Origin of the sequence: Bacillus sp. 0102A (genome assembly GCF_036765155.1) — a bacterium.
GTDB lineage: Bacteria > Bacillota > Bacilli > Bacillales > Bacillaceae > Bacillus > Bacillus subtilis_G.
Genome location: NZ_JBAIZW010000011.1, coordinates 1 through 17049, shown reverse-complemented (window position 1 = coordinate 17049; position 17049 = coordinate 1). Strand labels below are relative to the sequence as shown.

At 42.4% G+C, this 17049-nt stretch carries 20 protein-coding genes; 17 read left to right on the top strand and 3 right to left on the bottom strand.

Annotated features, from left to right (window positions below):
• Positions 1-50: 50 nt before the first annotated feature.
• From rplQ to rpsI, 7 genes are all read left to right on the top strand, one after another.
• On the top strand, positions 51-413 hold the full coding sequence (gene rplQ, locus V6D41_RS20100; RefSeq protein ID WP_003225836.1) for a 50S ribosomal protein L17: 363 nt from the start codon (positions 51-53) through the stop codon (positions 411-413).
• Between the two features lie 131 nt (positions 414-544).
• Positions 545-1390, top strand: a complete 846-nt coding sequence (locus V6D41_RS20095; RefSeq protein ID WP_148964427.1) for an energy-coupling factor ABC transporter ATP-binding protein — start codon at positions 545-547, stop codon at positions 1388-1390.
• Positions 1366-2235: an energy-coupling factor ABC transporter ATP-binding protein gene (locus V6D41_RS20090; RefSeq protein ID WP_148964426.1), complete on the top strand. Its 870-nt coding sequence runs from the start codon at positions 1366-1368 to the stop codon at positions 2233-2235. The genes V6D41_RS20095 and V6D41_RS20090 overlap by 25 nt, the downstream gene beginning before the upstream one ends.
• A complete protein-coding gene (locus V6D41_RS20085; RefSeq protein WP_333519454.1) occupies positions 2232-3029 on the top strand; it encodes an energy-coupling factor transporter transmembrane component T family protein in 798 nt (265 codons plus the stop codon). Before V6D41_RS20090 ends, V6D41_RS20085 begins: the two co-directional genes overlap by 4 nt.
• Before the next feature lie 10 nt (positions 3030-3039).
• The gene (gene truA, locus V6D41_RS20080; protein WP_333519453.1) at positions 3040-3783 is read left to right on the top strand and encodes a tRNA pseudouridine(38-40) synthase TruA; all 744 of its coding nucleotides are present in this window, start codon (positions 3040-3042) and stop codon (positions 3781-3783) included.
• A gap of 161 nt (positions 3784-3944) precedes the next feature.
• A complete protein-coding gene (gene rplM / locus V6D41_RS20075; RefSeq protein WP_003225844.1) occupies positions 3945-4382 on the top strand; it encodes a 50S ribosomal protein L13 in 438 nt (145 codons plus the stop codon).
• Between the two features lie 20 nt (positions 4383-4402).
• Positions 4403-4795 (top strand): 30S ribosomal protein S9, encoded by a 393-nt coding sequence (gene rpsI, locus V6D41_RS20070; protein WP_003225846.1) that lies wholly within the window; start codon positions 4403-4405, stop codon positions 4793-4795.
• A 94-nt stretch (positions 4796-4889) separates the two neighbouring features.
• Here the strand turns inward: rpsI and V6D41_RS20065 are convergent, their stop codons facing one another.
• Complete coding sequence (locus V6D41_RS20065) at positions 4890-5630, bottom strand: gamma-glutamyl-gamma-aminobutyrate hydrolase family protein (protein ID WP_333519452.1); 741 nt, start codon at positions 5628-5630, stop codon at positions 4890-4892.
• 152 nt (positions 5631-5782) lie between these two features.
• Here V6D41_RS20065 and V6D41_RS20060 point away from each other — a divergent pair, with 152 nt between their 5' ends.
• From V6D41_RS20060 to salA, 9 genes are all read left to right on the top strand, one after another.
• Positions 5783-7360: a glutathione ABC transporter substrate-binding protein gene (locus tag V6D41_RS20060; protein ID WP_333519451.1), complete on the top strand. Its 1578-nt coding sequence runs from the start codon at positions 5783-5785 to the stop codon at positions 7358-7360.
• 91 nt (positions 7361-7451) lie between these two features.
• Positions 7452-8375 (top strand): glutathione ABC transporter permease GsiC, encoded by a 924-nt coding sequence (gene gsiC / locus V6D41_RS20055; protein WP_333519450.1) that lies wholly within the window; start codon positions 7452-7454, stop codon positions 8373-8375.
• Between the two features lie 15 nt (positions 8376-8390).
• Positions 8391-9263: an ABC transporter permease subunit gene (locus V6D41_RS20050; RefSeq protein ID WP_333519449.1), complete on the top strand. Its 873-nt coding sequence runs from the start codon at positions 8391-8393 to the stop codon at positions 9261-9263.
• Between the two features lie 11 nt (positions 9264-9274).
• Positions 9275-10273, top strand: a complete 999-nt coding sequence (locus tag V6D41_RS20045) for an ABC transporter ATP-binding protein (protein ID WP_333519448.1) — start codon at positions 9275-9277, stop codon at positions 10271-10273.
• A complete protein-coding gene (locus V6D41_RS20040; RefSeq protein ID WP_333519447.1) occupies positions 10263-11240 on the top strand; it encodes an ABC transporter ATP-binding protein in 978 nt (325 codons plus the stop codon). Before V6D41_RS20045 ends, V6D41_RS20040 begins: the two co-directional genes overlap by 11 nt.
• A 146-nt stretch (positions 11241-11386) precedes the next feature.
• The gene (locus V6D41_RS20035; RefSeq protein WP_333519446.1) at positions 11387-12154 is read left to right on the top strand and encodes a class I SAM-dependent methyltransferase; all 768 of its coding nucleotides are present in this window, start codon (positions 11387-11389) and stop codon (positions 12152-12154) included.
• A 196-nt stretch (positions 12155-12350) separates the two neighbouring features.
• Positions 12351-12794 (top strand): YbaK family protein, encoded by a 444-nt coding sequence (locus tag V6D41_RS20030; RefSeq protein WP_087991710.1) that lies wholly within the window; start codon positions 12351-12353, stop codon positions 12792-12794.
• Positions 12795-12854: 60 nt separating this feature from the next.
• Positions 12855-13568: an N-acetylmuramoyl-L-alanine amidase CwlD gene (cwlD, locus tag V6D41_RS20025; protein WP_087991711.1), complete on the top strand. Its 714-nt coding sequence runs from the start codon at positions 12855-12857 to the stop codon at positions 13566-13568.
• Between the two features lie 95 nt (positions 13569-13663).
• Positions 13664-14722, top strand: coding sequence for an iron-sulfur carrier protein/transcriptional regulator SalA (gene salA, locus V6D41_RS20020; protein ID WP_333519445.1), 1059 nt, complete (start codon positions 13664-13666; stop codon positions 14720-14722).
• A gap of 36 nt (positions 14723-14758) precedes the next feature.
• Here the strand turns inward: salA and gerD are convergent, their stop codons facing one another.
• Complete coding sequence (gene gerD / locus V6D41_RS20015) at positions 14759-15316, bottom strand: spore germination lipoprotein GerD (protein WP_087991713.1); 558 nt, start codon at positions 15314-15316, stop codon at positions 14759-14761.
• 109 nt (positions 15317-15425) lie between these two features.
• Here gerD and kbaA point away from each other — a divergent pair, with 109 nt between their 5' ends.
• Positions 15426-16022 carry a KinB-signaling pathway activation protein gene (gene kbaA, locus V6D41_RS20010; RefSeq protein ID WP_202329135.1) on the top strand — a complete coding sequence of 199 codons (597 nt, stop codon included), beginning with the start codon at positions 15426-15428 and terminating at the stop codon, positions 16020-16022.
• Here kbaA and pdaB read toward each other — a convergent pair whose 3' ends face one another.
• Positions 16023-16787: a polysaccharide deacetylase family sporulation protein PdaB gene (gene pdaB, locus V6D41_RS20005; protein ID WP_333519444.1), complete on the bottom strand. Its 765-nt coding sequence runs from the start codon at positions 16785-16787 to the stop codon at positions 16023-16025.
• Between the last annotated feature and the right edge of the window lie 262 nt (positions 16788-17049).

Sequence of the window (17049 nt, the reverse complement as noted above, 5' to 3'; positions counted from 1 at the left end):
TCGTGTGTTTATTATCAGAAACAGCATTCCAATAAAGGAGGGGACATCACATGTCATACAGAAAACTAGGACGTACGAGTGCACAGCGTAAAGCTATGCTTCGTGATCTTACAACTGATTTGATCATCAACGAAAGAATCGAAACAACTGAAACACGTGCGAAAGAACTTCGCTCTGTAGTTGAAAAAATGATCACGCTTGGCAAACGCGGTGATCTTCACGCTCGCCGTCAAGCTGCTGCATACATCCGCAACGAGGTTGCTAACGAAGAAAATAACCAAGATGCACTTCAAAAATTATTCTCTGACATTGCAACTCGTTACGAGGAGCGCCAAGGCGGATACACACGTATTATGAAGCTTGGTCCTCGCCGTGGTGACGGAGCACCAATGGCAATTATCGAATTGGTTTAATATCACATATTTTTGTGTATCTAAAGAAGGGCGGGACAGTTTCTAACTGGATCTATGCCCTTTTTTTAGATACTGCAACTTTTTATATAGAGAGAATAGCAGAGCGTTAGCTGAGAGGAGGCCGGTTTTCCATGAATCAAAATCAGTTGATATCGGTAGAGGATATCGTATTTCGATATCGGAAAGACGCAGAAAGGCGGGCACTAGACGGCGTCTCCCTGCAGGTGTATGAGGGTGAATGGCTTGCTATTGTAGGTCATAACGGTTCAGGAAAATCAACACTGGCCCGGACTTTGAATGGTTTAATCCTTCCTGAATCAGGTGATATCAAGGTTGCCGGGATTCAATTGACAGAGGAATCGGTTTGGGAAGTGCGTAAGAAGATTGGTATGGTCTTTCAAAATCCGGATAACCAATTTGTCGGAACGACAGTTCGCGATGATGTGGCTTTTGGTTTAGAAAACAATGGTGTACCGCGGGAAGAAATGATTGAGAGAGTAGACTGGGCAGTAAAACAGGTGAATATGCAAGATTTTCTCGATCAAGAGCCGCACCATCTCTCCGGAGGCCAAAAGCAGAGAGTTGCGATTGCGGGAGTTATTGCCGCACGTCCTGATATTATTATCTTAGATGAAGCAACATCTATGCTTGACCCGATTGGGCGAGAAGAAGTGCTTGAAACGGTAAGACACTTAAAGGAACAGGGCATGGCAACTGTCATTTCCATCACACATGATTTGAATGAGGCGGCAAAAGCAGATCGAATCATTGTCATGAATGGCGGTAAGAAACATGCCGAAGGGACGCCTGAAGAGATTTTTAAATTGAATAAGGAACTTGTTCGAATCGGGCTTGATTTACCCTTCTCATTCCAGCTTAGCCAGCTATTACGTGAAAATGGACTGGCACTGGAAGAAAATCATTTGACTCAGGAAGGGCTGGTGAAAGAGCTATGGACATTACAATCAAAGATGTAGAGCATCGCTATCAGATGAAGACGCCGTTTGAGCGCCTTGCACTGTATGACATCAATGCATCGATTAAAGAAGGAAGCTACGTAGCCGTTATCGGGCATACAGGCTCTGGCAAGTCCACTCTTCTTCAGCACCTGAATGGTCTTCTGAAGCCGACGAAGGGACAGATATCACTAGACAGCACTGTCATTCAGGCAGGGAAAAAGAATAAAGAGCTGAAAGCCCTTCGCAAAAAAGTCGGAATCGTTTTCCAATTTCCTGAACATCAATTATTCGAAGAAACAGTTCTCAAAGATATTTCGTTCGGACCAATGAATTTTGGTGTGAAAAAAGAGGCTGCTGAACAAAGAGCGAGAGAGATGCTGAAGCTTGTAGGTTTAGCAGAAGAGCTTCTGGACAGATCGCCTTTTGAATTAAGCGGGGGACAAATGCGCAGAGTTGCAATTGCCGGCGTACTTGCAATGGATCCTGAAGTGCTTGTTTTGGATGAACCGACTGCTGGATTGGATCCAAGAGGTCGAAAAGAGATAATGGACATGTTTTATGAGCTTCATCAACGGGGAAACCTGACGACGATCCTTGTGACTCACAGCATGGAGGATGCCGCTGCATACGCTGATGAAATGATTGTCATGCATAAAGGAACGATACAAGCTTCAGGCAGTCCGCGTGATCTGTTTTTAAAAGGTGAAGAGATGGCTGGCTGGGGGCTGGATCTTCCGGAAACGATCAAATTCCAAAGACAGCTGGAAGCTGCACTTGGCGTCAAATTTAAAGAGCCTATGCTCACGATTGAAGATGCCGCTGCTGAAATCCGTACTCTCTTTCATGGGGAGAAAACCTTATGATGGACAGCATGATTATCGGCAAGTATGTACCGGGCTCTTCACTTGTGCACCGGCTTGACCCCAGAACAAAGCTCATCACGATCTTTTTATTTGTTTGTATCGTATTCTTAGCCAATAATGTACAGACATATGCACTGCTTGGATTATTTACAGTGGGCGTCGTTTCTTTAACAAGAGTTCCTTTCTCTTTTTTAATGAAAGGGTTGAAGCCTATTATCTGGATTGTCCTTTTCACGTTCCTTCTTCACATTTTAATGACACACGAAGGACCGATTATCTTTCAAATAGGCGTTTTCAAAGTCTATGAGGGCGGTTTGGTTCAAGGGATATTCATTTCTCTAAGATTCGTCTATCTGATTTTAATCACAACCTTATTAACACTAACGACTACTCCGATTGAGATTACCGATGGAATGGAACAGCTGCTGAATCCATTAAAAAAAGTAAAGCTTCCTGTGCACGAGCTGGCTCTTATGATGTCAATTTCTTTGCGGTTTATCCCGACCTTGATGGAGGAGACAGATAAGATCATGAAGGCTCAGATGGCGCGAGGCGTTGATTTTACAAGCGGCCCTGTCAAAGACAGAGTAAAGGCTATTGTCCCGCTTCTTGTCCCTCTCTTCGTCAGTGCATTCAAACGTGCCGAGGAGCTTGCGGTGGCAATGGAAGCAAGAGGCTATCAAAGCGGAGAGGGACGTACGAAATATAGAAAGCTTGTATGGACAGGAAAAGATACTTCTGTCATTGTCAGCTTGATGGTATTGGCTGCTTTGTTATTTTTCTTAAGAGCTTAGAGGTGCTGGTATGAGACTGAAATGCACGATTTCTTATGACGGACATTTGTTTAACGGTTATCAGGTTCAGCCGGGCAAACGAACGGTTCAGAGTGAACTGGAGAAGGCTTTAGCTGTCCTGCATAAGTCGAAAGAAAGAATTCCGGTCGTATCGTCAGGAAGAACAGACAGCGGGGTTCACGCAGCCGGACAGGTGATTCATTTTGATACACCGCTGTCTATCCCGGCAGAGAGATGGCCGTATGCCTTAAATGCACTGCTTCCGGACGATATCGCAGTCAAACAGGCAGAAATTGCGGATGATGGGTTCCATGCACGATTTAGCGCAGTGAAAAAAGAATATCGCTACTTTGTATACACGGATAAACACCCGGACGTATTTAAACGGCATTACGCTTACCATTTTTCATATCACCTTAATGTGCAGAACATGAGAGAAGCGGCAAAGCATCTTTTAGGGACGCATGATTTTACGAGCTTTTGCGCGGTTAAAACAGAAGTGCAGGACAAGGTAAGAACGATTTACGAACTTGATTGGACTGAGACAGATGACGGCCTGCAAATGCGGATCACAGGCAGCGGTTTCTTATATAATATGGTCAGAATTATTGCGGGTACTTTGCTTGATGCAGGTATTGGCAAAATTTCTCCCAATGATGTGAAATCCATGCTGGAAGCGAAGGATCGCGAAGCGGCAGGGCGCACAGCGCCGGGGCACGGGCTATATTTATGGAACGTTTTCTATGACAACTAAACCAGGTGTGTAATATTTTCTTGACAGAGTCTGCATAAAGTTATAAGATATCATATGGTATGTATTTCAACCCCACGATAAGCCCCGGAACTTATTGTGTTGTGAAATAGAACGTAATCGAAGTTTATTGAAAATGACAGATCATTTAGGAGGGAAATTCAATGCGTACAACACCTATGGCTAACGCAAGTACTATTGAACGCAAGTGGTTAGTTGTTGATGCTGCTGGCAAGACTCTAGGACGTCTTTCTACAGAAGTTGCATCTATCCTTCGCGGAAAACACAAACCGACTTACACACCGCACGTTGATACTGGAGATCATGTGATCATCATCAACGCGGAAAAAATCGAGTTAACTGGTAAAAAGTTAACTGACAAAATCTACTACCGTCACACTCAACATCCAGGCGGATTAAAATCAAGAACTGCTCTTGAAATGCGTACAAACTACCCTGAGAAAATGCTTGAGCTTGCTATCAAAGGCATGCTTCCAAAAGGTTCTCTAGGTCGTCAAATGTTCAAAAAATTGAACGTATACCGTGGTTCTGAGCATCCACATGAAGCACAAAAACCTGAAGTTTACGAACTTCGCGGTTAATTAAAAAGGAGGTTACCAATTTGGCACAGGTTCAATATTACGGTACTGGCCGTCGTAAAAGCTCTGTAGCGCGTGTGCGCTTAGTTCCAGGAGAAGGTCGTATCGTCGTTAATAATCGTGAAATCAGCGAGCACATCCCATCTCCAGCTCTAATCGAAGATATCAAACAACCATTAACTTTGACTGAAACAGCTGGTACTTATGATGTTTTAGTAAACGTACATGGAGGCGGCTTATCTGGTCAAGCTGGAGCAATCCGTCATGGTATCGCTCGTGCTTTGCTTGAAGCAGATCCAGAATACCGTGCAACACTTAAACGCGCTGGTCTTCTGACTCGTGACGCTCGTATGAAAGAACGTAAAAAATACGGTCTTAAAGGCGCTCGTCGTGCACCTCAGTTCTCAAAACGTTAATTTTACGTTTTCGAAGCTCTCAACCTTGGGTTGGGGGCTTTTTTATATCCTTATAAAAAAGCAGAAGCCTGTATGAGTGCTTCTGCTTTTTGCTTTATAAAACGGCCGCTTTTTGCTGATTGGCTTTCTCCACTAAAGTTTCGAATAGCATCAGCATGAGCGGATATCCTTTTGTCAACATTTCCGGATGCCACTGAACCCCAAGCACAAATGTGCTGCTCTCCATTTCGATTGCTTCAATGACTTCATCCCGTGCCCGTGCAGATATAAGGAACCCGGGAGCCACATCTTTAATCGCTTGATGATGGAACGAATTGACCAGCGCTGTATCTCCAAATATAGAATGAAGGTGCGTACCCGTTTCAATGTCAATGGTATGAGTGGGAACCTTGGTATTATTGTACTGATCATGTTTAATAGATGCATTCTTAATATAAGATAGATCTTGGTAAATAGAGCCGCCATACGCGACATTCAAAATTTGCAATCCTCTGCAAATGGCAAATACGGGTTTGCCGGCAGCAATGGCTTTTTTTATTAGTAATTGATCAAATTCATCTCGCTCGGGAAAAACGGAACCTTGCTTAGCAAGAGGCTCCTCACCGTAAAGGAGGGGGTTAACATCATGCCCTCCTGACATCACAAGCCCACCTATTTGCTGTATCATCTGATCGATTGTTTCTTCATCATTTATAACAGGCACGATAAAAGGGACGCCTCCCGCATCTAAAACAGATTGAACGTATGTATCATTCACATAGGCGCGCTTATAACCTGGGAAACGCCCGCCTTGATCAATGATGATACTCCCTGATATGCCGATAACAGGTTTCATCTATACTCATTCCTTCCAACTGACTATACTGCAGACTGCCATAAAGCTTATTAAACTTATCAGCATTATTGACAATATGACGCTTCTCTTGTAGTATACACTATTGTTCAATTAGTTTAAATTTTAACAATTTTATATGGGGGGGGTTTAAAGTGAAAAAGCGGTTTATATTCAGCTTGTCATTTGTGCTTATTACCAGTATTTTCTTAGCGGCGTGCGGTAACAACGATAAAAATGATAAAGCTTCAGAGAGTAAGGGTTCATCAAGTGATACATTCACGGTTGCTTTAGAAAGTGATGTGACAACGCTTGATCCTCATGATACAAACGATAATGCATCCTATACAGCTGAATCAGCTATTATGGAGGGACTTTTAGGCTTTGATAAGGATAACAAAGTCGTTCCTGTCCTATCCAAAAGCTATGAGATAAACAAAGATTCGACTGAGTTTACGTTCAAGCTCAAGAAAGGAATCAAGTTCCAAGACGGAACGGACTTTAATGCCGAAGCGGTGAAAACGAACATTGACCGTCTTGCCGATCCTGAATCCAAGTTAAAACGACATAGTTTATTTGAGTTAGTAAAAGAAACGAAAGTAATAGATGGTGATACAGTGCGTGTCACTTTAAGCAAGCCATTTGCGGCAATGATCAACAACTTTGCTCATCCGGCAGCTATGATGATTAGTCCTGATGCGATAAAAAAATATGGTGACAAAGTATCACAGCACCCGGTCGGAACAGGACCGTTTACATTTGAAAAATGGCAGCACGGCGAATATCTTAAATTAACTGTCAATAAAAATTATTGGAACAAGGACCTTCCAAAGGTACATAACATTGTCTTTAAGCCTGTTCCTGAAAATGGAGCACGAATTGCGATGCTTCAAACGGGAGAAGCGGATTTCATCTATCCCGTTCCTCCGACTGATTCAAAAACAATTGAGAACACCGACGGCCTGTCACTGGTTACAAAGCCGTCTTTAATTGTGAAGTATTTTTCAATGAATACTATGAAAAAGCCTTTTAATGATGTGAAAGTCCGCCAGGCTATTAACTATGCAATTGATAAAGAAGCTTTCCTGAAAGTTGTATATAACGGATATGCTTCTGAAGCGAAATCATCTATTGCACCTGATACACAGTTTTACGCTGGACAAACACCATACGAATATAACATCAAAAAAGCGAAACAGCTTTTAAAAGAAGCGGGTTATCCAAATGGGTTTGAGGCAACAATCTGGGGCGGAAACAGCTCTGATAAGGTTAAAATGATGGAATTCTATAAACAGCAGCTTGATAAAGTAGGAATTACATTAAAAACAGTTCCTATGGAAAGCGGTACTATCGGGGATAAAATCTGGGGTGTTACAAACGCGAAAGATGCTGATCTGGAGCTTTATAATGGCGGATGGTCTCCGTCTACCGGCGATGCCGATTGGGGTCTTCGCCCTGTCTTTGGCGGAGAGGAAGCATTCCCGCCGAATTCTTATAACACGTCCTACTATCAAAGTGGTACTGTAAACAGCTATCTGAACCAAGCGTTACAAACTTCCGACACGGCGAAACGCAAAGAATTATATGGAAAGGCGCAGCAGCAGATATGGGAAGATGCTCCGTGGGTTTTCCTTGCTGTACCAGATTTAATTTATGCGAAAAAAGACAGTGTCGACGGAGTGGTGATGCAGCCATCAGGTGTGATGGATGTCCGCGGGGCTGAAAAAAAATAATGCTGAAGCTTGGGTGACGCCCATTCAGCGTGTTCCGGAGGCAGACTCATGTGGGTCAGCCTCCTTTTATTGAAGTCAAGGAGGGCGCCTAATGATAAAGTATTCAATCAAACGTTTATTGCTGATGATTCCTCTCTTGTTCATTATTACTGTCATTGTCTTTATGTTTGTACATATGATTCCCGGAGATCCTGCCCGGTTAATCGCAGGCAGTGATGCAACAATTGATGAAATCAAATTAGTAAGAGAGAAATATGGCTTAGATCAGCCTTTATATCAACAATACATCTCATATATGTCCAATCTCTTTCAAGGAGATTTAGGAACGTCTATTCAGGCGGGAAGACCTGTGGCAGAGATGTTGTCTGAGCGGTTTATGCCGACATTTTGGCTGACAGTTGTGAGCATGTTTTGGTCCCTGCTATTCGGAATTCCAATCGGATTGATTTCAGCTGTCAAAAGAAACAAGTGGCAGGATCATATTACAATGGTTTTTGCCGTTTCAGCGATATCTATTCCTTCTTTCTGGCTGGGGCTTATGCTCATGCAGTTGTTTTCCGTTCAATTAGGCTGGCTTCCTACAGGCGGAATAGACTCTTGGAAACATTATATTCTTCCTTCTATTACGCTAGGAGCAGGAGTTGCAGCTATCATTGCCCGCTTTACAAGATCAGCAGTCATGGATGTGTTAAAGAATGATTATATCCGGACGAGCAGAGCTAAAGGCCTGCATGAATATACAGTTCTCATGAAGCATGCCTTCAGAAATGCAATGATTCCGGTTGTCACGATGACTGGATTACAGTTCGGATTTATGCTTAGCGGATCAATCATTACAGAAACGTTATTCAGCTGGCCCGGATTGGGCCGTCTGTTAATTAATTCAATTGTGTCAAGGGATTACCCGGTTATACAAGCTGAACTTTTATTATTTTCTTTTGAATTTCTACTCATTAATTTAATTGTTGATTTGTTATATGGCTGGCTGAACCCGAAAGTACGCTACGGATCATAGGAAGGAGGATATCAAATGGAGATAAAACATGTTGAGAAGCCGGCAAAAAGCAGCAGGTTCCATGATTTTTGGGTTTCTTTTAAGAAGCAAAAAGTATCGCTGATATCCGCTGTATTTCTTTTGCTATTATTTATTGTCGCATTATTCGGCCAGTATTTTGTGCCATATGACCCTGCAAAAGTCGATTACGGCCAATTATTTTTAAAGCCTTCAGCAGCTCATTTGGCGGGAACCGATGCATACGGAAGGGATATCTTCAGCAGGATATTAGTTGGAGCGAGAATTTCCTTATCTGTTGGTTTGTCTTCTGTTTTTTTGGGAGCTTTAGCCGGGAGTGCACTTGGCATTATAAGTGGCTATTTTGGTAAGTGGATTGATAGTTTGATTATGCGATTCTGCGATATTTTATTAGCTTTTCCGGGAATGCTGCTGGCAATCGGTATTATCGCAATACTTGGAACAGGTTTGATGAATGTAGTCTTTGCAGTTGCTATATTCAGCGTGCCTGTATTTGCGCGGATTGTTCGAAGCAGTGTGCTGGAGATGAAATCAAGCCTGTACGTGGAAGCGGCAAAATCAACAGGTGCTAAAGATACACGCATTATTCTTAAACACGTTTTGCCGGGGACGTTCTCAACGATTATCGTGTATTTCACGATGAGAATCGGTTCTGCTATTTTAATAGCGGCAGGACTTAGCTTTTTAGGATTAGGAGCAGATCCCTCTACTCCTGAATGGGGCGCTATGCTGAGTGATGGGCATAACTACTTAAACACAGCTCCGCATGTGACGATTTTTCCGGGACTTGCAATATTTCTCACCGTTTTAGCTTTTAATTTGCTTGGTGACGGACTCCGGGATGCACTTGATCCTAAGATAAAGGATTAGGAGGTAAATGAATGAAACCGATATTAAGCGTCAATCAGCTACGGACGAGTTTTTTTGTAAACGGTAAAGAAATTCCTGCAGTTGACGGAGTTGATTTTACGATAAACGAAGGTGAAATTCTGGGTATTGTCGGTGAGTCCGGGAGCGGAAAAAGCGTCACCTCTTTATCCATTATGAAACTGTTAAAAGACACTCCGGGAAAGATAGTCGGCGGATCAATTCATTTTGACGGCAAAGACCTATTAGATCTTTCAGAAAAAGAAGTGCGGGAACTGCGGGGAAAAGAGATCGCCATGATATTCCAAGAGCCGATGACTTCATTGAATCCTGTTCTAACGATAGGGAATCAGCTAAGAGAGGCGATTAAAAAGCATCTCAAATATTCACGAAAGAAAGCGGATGAACATGCAGTTTCAATGCTGACCCAAGTCGGTATTTCAAGGGCTGATGAAATTTTACAACAATACCCTCACCAGTTGTCCGGAGGAATGAGACAGCGCGTCATGATCGCCATGGCCATGTCTTGTTCGCCTAAATTATTAATCGCAGATGAACCTACGACAGCACTTGATGTGACGATTCAAGCCCAAATACTAGATGTCATGAAAGATATGCAGGAGAAACACGGCACATCGATATTGTTGATCACACATGATCTTGGCGTCATCGCTGAAACGTGTGATCGAGTGGCTGTAATGTATGCAGGAAGAATGATAGAACAAGGCTCGGTTTATGATCTGTTTGATGATCCGAAGCATCCGTATACAAAAGGGCTGCTGGAATCCATCCCTCGAATCGGAAAGCGACAGGAACGTTTGCATTCTATCCAAGGCAATGTTCCGATGGCAGAGGATTGGCCGGCTGGATGCAAGTTTGCATCACGCTGTCCGTTTGTCTTTGATAAATGCCTGAAAAAAGAACCGCCTCTGCTAAACGTGGGGGAAGGAAGAACAAGCCGATGCTGGCTGAATGAAAATGAGCGAAAGGAGGAGCAAGTATATGATTCATGAACCTTTAGTTGAAGTGAAACACTTGAAAAAAATCTTTGCGGATTCATCGGGACTTTTTAAAAAATCAAAGCCCGTGAGAGCGGTTGATGATATATCATTTACAATTAATCGCGGAGAAACTTTCGGCCTGGTCGGAGAGAGCGGATGCGGAAAGTCGACAACCGGACGGATGTTAATGAAGCTGCTAGAGCCTACAGAAGGCAGTATTCTGTTTAATGGACAGGATATTACAAAAATGAATGATAAAAACGTGCGTAGTTTGCGCAAAGATTTTCAAATGGTATTTCAAGATCCTTACGCCTCATTGAATCCCAGAATGAGAGTGAAAGAAATTATTGAAGAACCGTTGATTGTTCATGGACTCATGACTTCTTCTGAACGTGAAAGAAAAGTGCATCAGCTTCTGGATACGGTGGGGCTGTCCCGTCAGCACGGCAGTCGTTTTCCGCATGAATTCAGCGGCGGGCAAAGACAAAGAATCGGAATCGCCCGGGCTCTCGCTGTTAATCCGAAGCTGATCATTGCAGATGAAGCTGTTTCCGCACTCGATGTATCGATCCAATCGCAGATACTTAACTTGATGAAAGACTTGCAGAAGGAATTTAGTTTAACCTACTTGTTTATAGCACACGATTTAAGTGTTGTTGATTTTATAAGCGACCGTATAGGTGTCATGTACCTTGGCAAACTGGTTGAAGTTGGCGATCGCGATTCAATTATACAGAATCCGAAGCATCCGTATACGAAAGCGCTGCTGTCAGCTGTCCCGATCCCAGACCCGAATCGCAGAAAGGAACGTATTATGCTGAAAGGTGATTTGCCTAGTCCTTCAAATCCGCCGGCCGGCTGTCCGTTTCATACGAGGTGCCCAGTTGTCATGGAGCAATGCAAAACAGAGATGCCAGTGATAAGCAATATGTCCGAGCAGCACCAAGTGTTTTGCCATTTATATGATTCAAAAAAATGATATGATAATCATTAGCCAAAAAAATCACATCTCCTTTGTGGTTTTTTTGCGTTTCTATGAACTTTTTTCTAAATATGCAAAGGGAAAGCGATAACAATCTAGAAATATTTGTTATACTCTATACATTAAAGTAAGGAGAACGATTCATGAATGCGTTAGTAGATCATAATAGCAAAGCTTGGGATCAAAAAGTAGAAACAGGTAATGAATGGACTGTTGCTGTCGAGCAGCATGTCATCGAACAAGCGAAAAAAGGAAATTGGGATATAAGAGTGACACCAATGAAAGATGTACCGAGGGATTGGTTTCCCCCTGTCAACGGGCTGAAAGTTCTCTGTTTAGCATCAGGTGGCGGCCAGCAGGGTCCGATTTTGGCAGCCGCAGGAGCGGATGTCACTGTATTAGATAACTCGGAAAAGCAGCTGGAGCAGGATAGAATGGTTGCTGAGCGCGATTGTCTCGCGATACATCCTGTCAAAGGAAGCATGGACGATCTCAGTCAATTTCAGGATGAATCATTTGATATCATTGTACATCCTGTTGCTAATGTTTTTGTTGAGAATGTCCTCCCGGTCTGGAAGGAAGCCCACCGTGTGCTGAAAAGAAACGGCGCTCTAATCTCGGGTTTTGTCAATCCTGTCGTATTTCTGTTTGATGTAGAATTAGAACAGCAAGGTATTTTAAAAGTAAAACACTCTATTCCATATGCCGACCCAGAAGATCTTCCAAAACATAAAGTGAAAAAACTGATTGAAAATAAAGAAGCTCTGGAATTCGGCCATTCCTTAGAAGACCAAATCAAGGGCCAAATTGATGCCGGTTTTATCGTCACTGGCTTTTATGAAGATAAAGGCGGCTTTGTATTGGACCAATATATTCATACATATTCTGCAACAAGAAGTGTGAAAGTATGAAAAGCAGCAACCTATTAGAGGGGCTGCTTTTATAATGCTATAGAAAGAACATTTGTTCTACCCTCTGTAGAAAGCTTCTAAACCCCCTTCTTTTTACCGGTCTCTGCACCTTCATTTGGGCGAATTTCCAACCGAATTCGGGCATGGTTTCACCATCCAAACCTCAAAATAACCGGTAAAAGGAGAGTGAATTTGTATGGCAGAGGTACTGTCTTTTATGGATGTGAAACGCCAAAAGGATTATGAATTAGAAAAGAACTTGCTCAAAGAACTCTCTCTGAGGCAAATTATTCTGTCTGTTAAGGACTGTTTGGAACCATTATTCCCGTTTTTAGATGATGAAAGAGATATTATCAGCGAAGGCTGTATTGATTTTGCGATAGAAGCTTATTTGTTAGGCGGGCGTTTTGGGATATTCGGCTATTACGGAGAATCCATGCAGAGCATCAGTGCCCGCTCAGCAAGCGAAGAAGAAGAGCTGCGTATGGAGTTTTTTGATTATCTCTATAATTGGATACACGAGCAATATGCAACATTTGATAAAAATACGGTTTATGAAGCAGCACGAAAGTTCATTAAAGACTGGTGGACAGAGGGGTTTGTCCAAAGAGAAAAACAGTGTAAGCTTCGCATGCGATAAGCATATTTCCCGGCCCTGTCCCATAGTTATAGTAGTAACGGACAAGCGGGAGGGGAAGGGATGAGGAGAAAGCTTAAATGGCTCGGTTTTTTGCTAGGCTTCATCGTATTACTATTTCTATTTAAGTATCAGTTCAGCAATAACGATTCATGGGAGCCGTGGAGTCTGCCCTTGAGCGGGAAAATTATTTATCTGGACCCAGGTCATGGCGGCCCTGACGGCGGAGCAGTCGGCGGAAAGCTGTTAGAGAAGGATGTAACCCTAGAAGTGGCCTTTAGAGTCAGGGACTACCTTCAGGAACAAGGGGCGCTTGTCATTATGACCAGGGAAAGTGATACCGATCTCGCTCCGGAAGGAACGAAGGGCTATAGCAGACGAAAAGCGGAAGACTTGAGACAGCGGGTCAAATTAATAAACCATTCAGAGGCTGAACTCTATATCAGTATTCATCTCAATGCGATTCCTTCGCAAAAGTGGAGCGGAGCCCAAAGCTTTTATTTCGGAAAATACGCAGAAAATGAGAAAGTCGCGAAATACATTCAGGATGAATTGAGAAGCAACCTGGAAAACACAACCCGGAAAGCAAAGCGGATTCATGGTGTCTACTTAATGCAAAACGTCACCAAACCGGGAGCGCTTATAGAAGTCGGGTTTTTATCCAATCCAAGTGAAGCAAAGCTGCTCGGGAAATCGAAATATCAGGACAAGGTGGCATCTTCCATATATAAAGGCATTATGCGATATTACACAGAAAAAGGAGACCCTCCAGAGTAAAGGAGGGTTTTCTTATGGTTCTAAGCATAAGACACCTGCCAATTATGTATGATATAATATTGCTTGAAAACGAATACACAAAAGGGTGAGGTTCGATGATAAGAGAAGATGAAGTAAGAAAACTAGTCGGTGAAATGCGCGAACCTTTTCTTCAAAGACCTCTGGGAGAATTGGATGCCGTTAAGGAAATTAAAATAAAGCCTGAAAAACGGCATGTCAGTGTAAAAGTCGCTCTTGCAAAAACCGGAACCGCAGAACAAATGCAGATTCAGCAAGAGATCGTAAACGTCTTAAAAGGGGCAGGTGCAGAGACAGTTGGCCTTCGATTTGAAGAGCTGCCTGAGGAAACGGTTGATAAGTTCCGGGCGCCGTCAGCTGAGAAAAAAACATTATTAAATATGGATAATCCGCCAGTCTTTCTTGCTGTAGCAAGCGGAAAAGGCGGCGTAGGCAAGTCGACTGTGTCAGTAAATCTTGCTATTGCTCTGGCTCGTCTAGGGAAAAAGGTCGGTTTAATTGATGCGGATATTTATGGCTTCAGTGTGCCGGATATGATGGGCATCACTGTGCGTCCGACTATTGAAGGAGAGAAACTTCTTCCTGTTGAACGCTTTGGGGTAAAGGTGATGTCAATGGGCTTCTTCGTAGAAGAAAATGCGCCGGTCGTTTGGAGAGGGCCAATGCTTGGCAAAATGCTGAACAACTTTTTCCATGAAGTAGAGTGGGGAGAAGTAGACTATATTGTTCTTGATCTTCCGCCTGGAACAGGGGACGTTGCTCTCGATGTACATACAATGCTTCCGAGCTGCAAAGAAATTATTGTATCAACGCCGCATCCTACAGCTGCTTTTGTAGCGGCTAGAGCAGGCTCTATGGCCATTAAAACTGATCATGAAGTTGTTGGTGTTATAGAGAACATGGCTTATTATGAAAGCGCAAAGACAGGGGAAAGAGAATACGTCTTTGGAAAAGGCGGCGGAGATAAACTAGCCGAGGAATTGAATGTGCCTTTGCTTGGCAGAATCCCGTTGAAACAACCTGATTGGGATAAGGATCAATTTGCTCCGTCTGTATATGACAAAAGCCATCCTATAGGAGAAATATATCAGGACATCGCAAAAAAAATAGTTGACAAAATGTCAGTGCAAGTATAAAAAGGCGAACCGGGATTCTATATCCCGGCTCTCCTTTTATTCACTTTCTTTGGCGGTTTCTTTTGCTGCTTTTTTCAGTTCATCTTCGAACTGTTTTTTGTAAAGCGGACTAGAAAGTGTTTCGTTAATAACCTCTTCTAAGTAACTGCGGAATTCTTGGCTTTTTGCCAGTTGGCTGTACTTTTTATTCATGCCTGGATCCTGCATAACGTCCATCAGCATCTTCTGATAATCTGGGTCCTTCATCAGTTTTTTTATCACTTTTTCATGCTCTTTTTGAAGAGTTTTCGCAAAACCTTCGGCAAAATCAGTGTCTTCAAAGATGTTTTTCCAAAATTCTTCTCCTTTTTTAGAGGTGAGTGTTTTTTCTATCGTTCCTTTAATCGCATCTTGGTCAATCACCAACGCTTCATTCATCGCATCATCGTTTAATAATTCCTTAATGGCTTTCTTTCCATCATCAGTTTTTAATATATCAACAACCATTTTTTTAGTCTGGTCATAGTCCATATCCGCTGCTTGGTCTTTTGGAGCACAAGCTGTTACAGATAATAACAAAAAACAGCTTATCAATAGCGTTTTGGCTTTTGACATGGTTAAGCTCCTTTCACATACTTGTCTTACTTTTAATATGATTCATCTGTTTAGAATTATACATAACAAAATATCGCGGTTTGCGATTCTTGAGGGGTGGATGAAAGAAATGAAAAGCCGTGGTTTGGTTCGTTTTTTCTTTTCTAATTTAGCTGTCGGAGCGGTTATCACGGGTATTGTGGGTTTTGCTTTAAAATGGGGAGGATATAAGGGGCTGTTTCTAGAATTCGAAGCGGGGCAGATTTTCTCTGTGTTATTTTGGTTTGTTGGAGTAGGCATGATTTTTAGTGTAATCAGCCAAATGGGGTTTTTCGTTTTTTTAACAGTTCACCGGTTTGCACTTGAGATATTAAGATCCTCATCTTTGTGGAATTTGCTTCAGTTGTTTTTCATCTTGTTTGTTGCTTTTGATTTAATGTACGTGCGGTTTTTATTTTTTGGAGAGAGCGGAGAATCGCTGACTGGCTATGCGTGGTTACCGGTATTTTTACTGATCTTTGGGGTGGTAACAGCATATATAAAGCAAAAGCAGTCCCCTAAGAAAACGTTTGTGTCATCATTGTTTTTAATGGTTGTGATTACTGCATTAGAATGGTTCCCTGCGTTAAGAGTAAATGATGAGGACTGGCTTTATTTAATGCTTTTTCCGTTAATGGCGTGTAATGCTTTCCAATTGCTGATGCTGCCAAAGTTTGCAGCGAAGTAATTACTTTATCTCTGAGGATTTGGCATCAGAATTTGCAATGAGATCACCTACGGTTACATTTTTTAATCCTTTTTCTCTCAGCTGATGGATGATATCGGGCAGCGCTTCTTCTGTTTGTTTTGCCGAATCGGAGGCGTGTAAAAGAACAATGTCTCCTCCGGAAACTTGCTGGGTCACATTATCGATGATTTTTTCAACTCCGGGATTCGTCCAATCCTGAGAGTTTATGCTGTAATGAACGACCGTATAGTTGTATTGCTTTGCGACCGTTAGAACATTCTTGTTGAATTGTCCGGTAGGGGGTCTTAATAGCTGCATGCCTTTGATCCCTAACTTTTCAAAGGCAGTTTGCGCACGGTTAATGTCCTTTTTTATTTCGCTGCTCTCTAAATTGGCATAGTTTTTATAGGCGTAGCCCATGCTCCCTATTTGATGGCCGTCCTTCACGATACGCGCCACTGTGTCGGGGTGGCGTTCAGCCCAAGAAGCGGAAAGAAAAAACGTCGCATTTTTAATCCCGTTCGCCTTCAGAGTATTAAGTATAGGTTCGGCTTTTTCATCACCCCAGCTGATATCAAAAGTAAGGGCAACGTCTTTCGAATCTGTTTCTCCTTTATAAATGGCTTTAGGTCCGGTGTCAGTTGAAAACACGGGAAGCGGGACAGCTCTTTGGATATAAAAAAAGCTGGCTGCTGCAAATGCGGCGATAAGTATAATGATAAATTGTTTTACTCGTTTAATGTGCCACACATAGAAGTGATTCACTGATGATGCCTCCTTATCTTGTCCATTGTTCTTGTTTTACATCTTATGAGCATGGCCGATTGAATATAACTCATAAAATGTATCTTTTCTATACAGCTTAAATTAGGTGTTGACCTTTTGATAATATCCGTGATATATTATTATTCGTCGCTGATAAACAGCTGACAACAATTAAAAGCTTCATTAAATGCTTTAAAAAAAGTTATTGACTTAAAAGAAGCTGAATGTTATATTAATAAAGCTGCTTCGTTAAGCGGCAGTG

Coding starts and splice junctions, on each gene's coding strand:
- V6D41_RS20090 (WP_148964426.1), top strand. CDS start 1,366: ATGGACATTACAATCAAAGATGTAGAGCATCGCTATCAGATGAAGACG.
- gerD (WP_087991713.1), bottom strand. CDS start 15,316: ATGTCAAAAGCCAAAACGCTATTGATAAGCTGTTTTTTGTTATTATCT.
- V6D41_RS20045 (WP_333519448.1), top strand. CDS start 9,275: ATGAAACCGATATTAAGCGTCAATCAGCTACGGACGAGTTTTTTTGTA.
- rplQ (WP_003225836.1), top strand. CDS start 51: ATGTCATACAGAAAACTAGGACGTACGAGTGCACAGCGTAAAGCTATG.
- V6D41_RS20030 (WP_087991710.1), top strand. CDS start 12,351: ATGGCAGAGGTACTGTCTTTTATGGATGTGAAACGCCAAAAGGATTAT.
- V6D41_RS20050 (WP_333519449.1), top strand. CDS start 8,391: ATGGAGATAAAACATGTTGAGAAGCCGGCAAAAAGCAGCAGGTTCCAT.
- V6D41_RS20035 (WP_333519446.1), top strand. CDS start 11,387: ATGAATGCGTTAGTAGATCATAATAGCAAAGCTTGGGATCAAAAAGTA.
- gsiC (WP_333519450.1), top strand. CDS start 7,452: ATGATAAAGTATTCAATCAAACGTTTATTGCTGATGATTCCTCTCTTG.
- truA (WP_333519453.1), top strand. CDS start 3,040: ATGAGACTGAAATGCACGATTTCTTATGACGGACATTTGTTTAACGGT.
- V6D41_RS20040 (WP_333519447.1), top strand. CDS start 10,263: ATGATTCATGAACCTTTAGTTGAAGTGAAACACTTGAAAAAAATCTTT.
- cwlD (WP_087991711.1), top strand. CDS start 12,855: ATGAGGAGAAAGCTTAAATGGCTCGGTTTTTTGCTAGGCTTCATCGTA.
- V6D41_RS20065 (WP_333519452.1), bottom strand. CDS start 5,630: ATGAAACCTGTTATCGGCATATCAGGGAGTATCATCATTGATCAAGGC.
- kbaA (WP_202329135.1), top strand. CDS start 15,426: ATGAAAAGCCGTGGTTTGGTTCGTTTTTTCTTTTCTAATTTAGCTGTC.
- rplM (WP_003225844.1), top strand. CDS start 3,945: ATGCGTACAACACCTATGGCTAACGCAAGTACTATTGAACGCAAGTGG.
- V6D41_RS20095 (WP_148964427.1), top strand. CDS start 545: ATGAATCAAAATCAGTTGATATCGGTAGAGGATATCGTATTTCGATAT.
- V6D41_RS20085 (WP_333519454.1), top strand. CDS start 2,232: ATGATGGACAGCATGATTATCGGCAAGTATGTACCGGGCTCTTCACTT.
- salA (WP_333519445.1), top strand. CDS start 13,664: ATGATAAGAGAAGATGAAGTAAGAAAACTAGTCGGTGAAATGCGCGAA.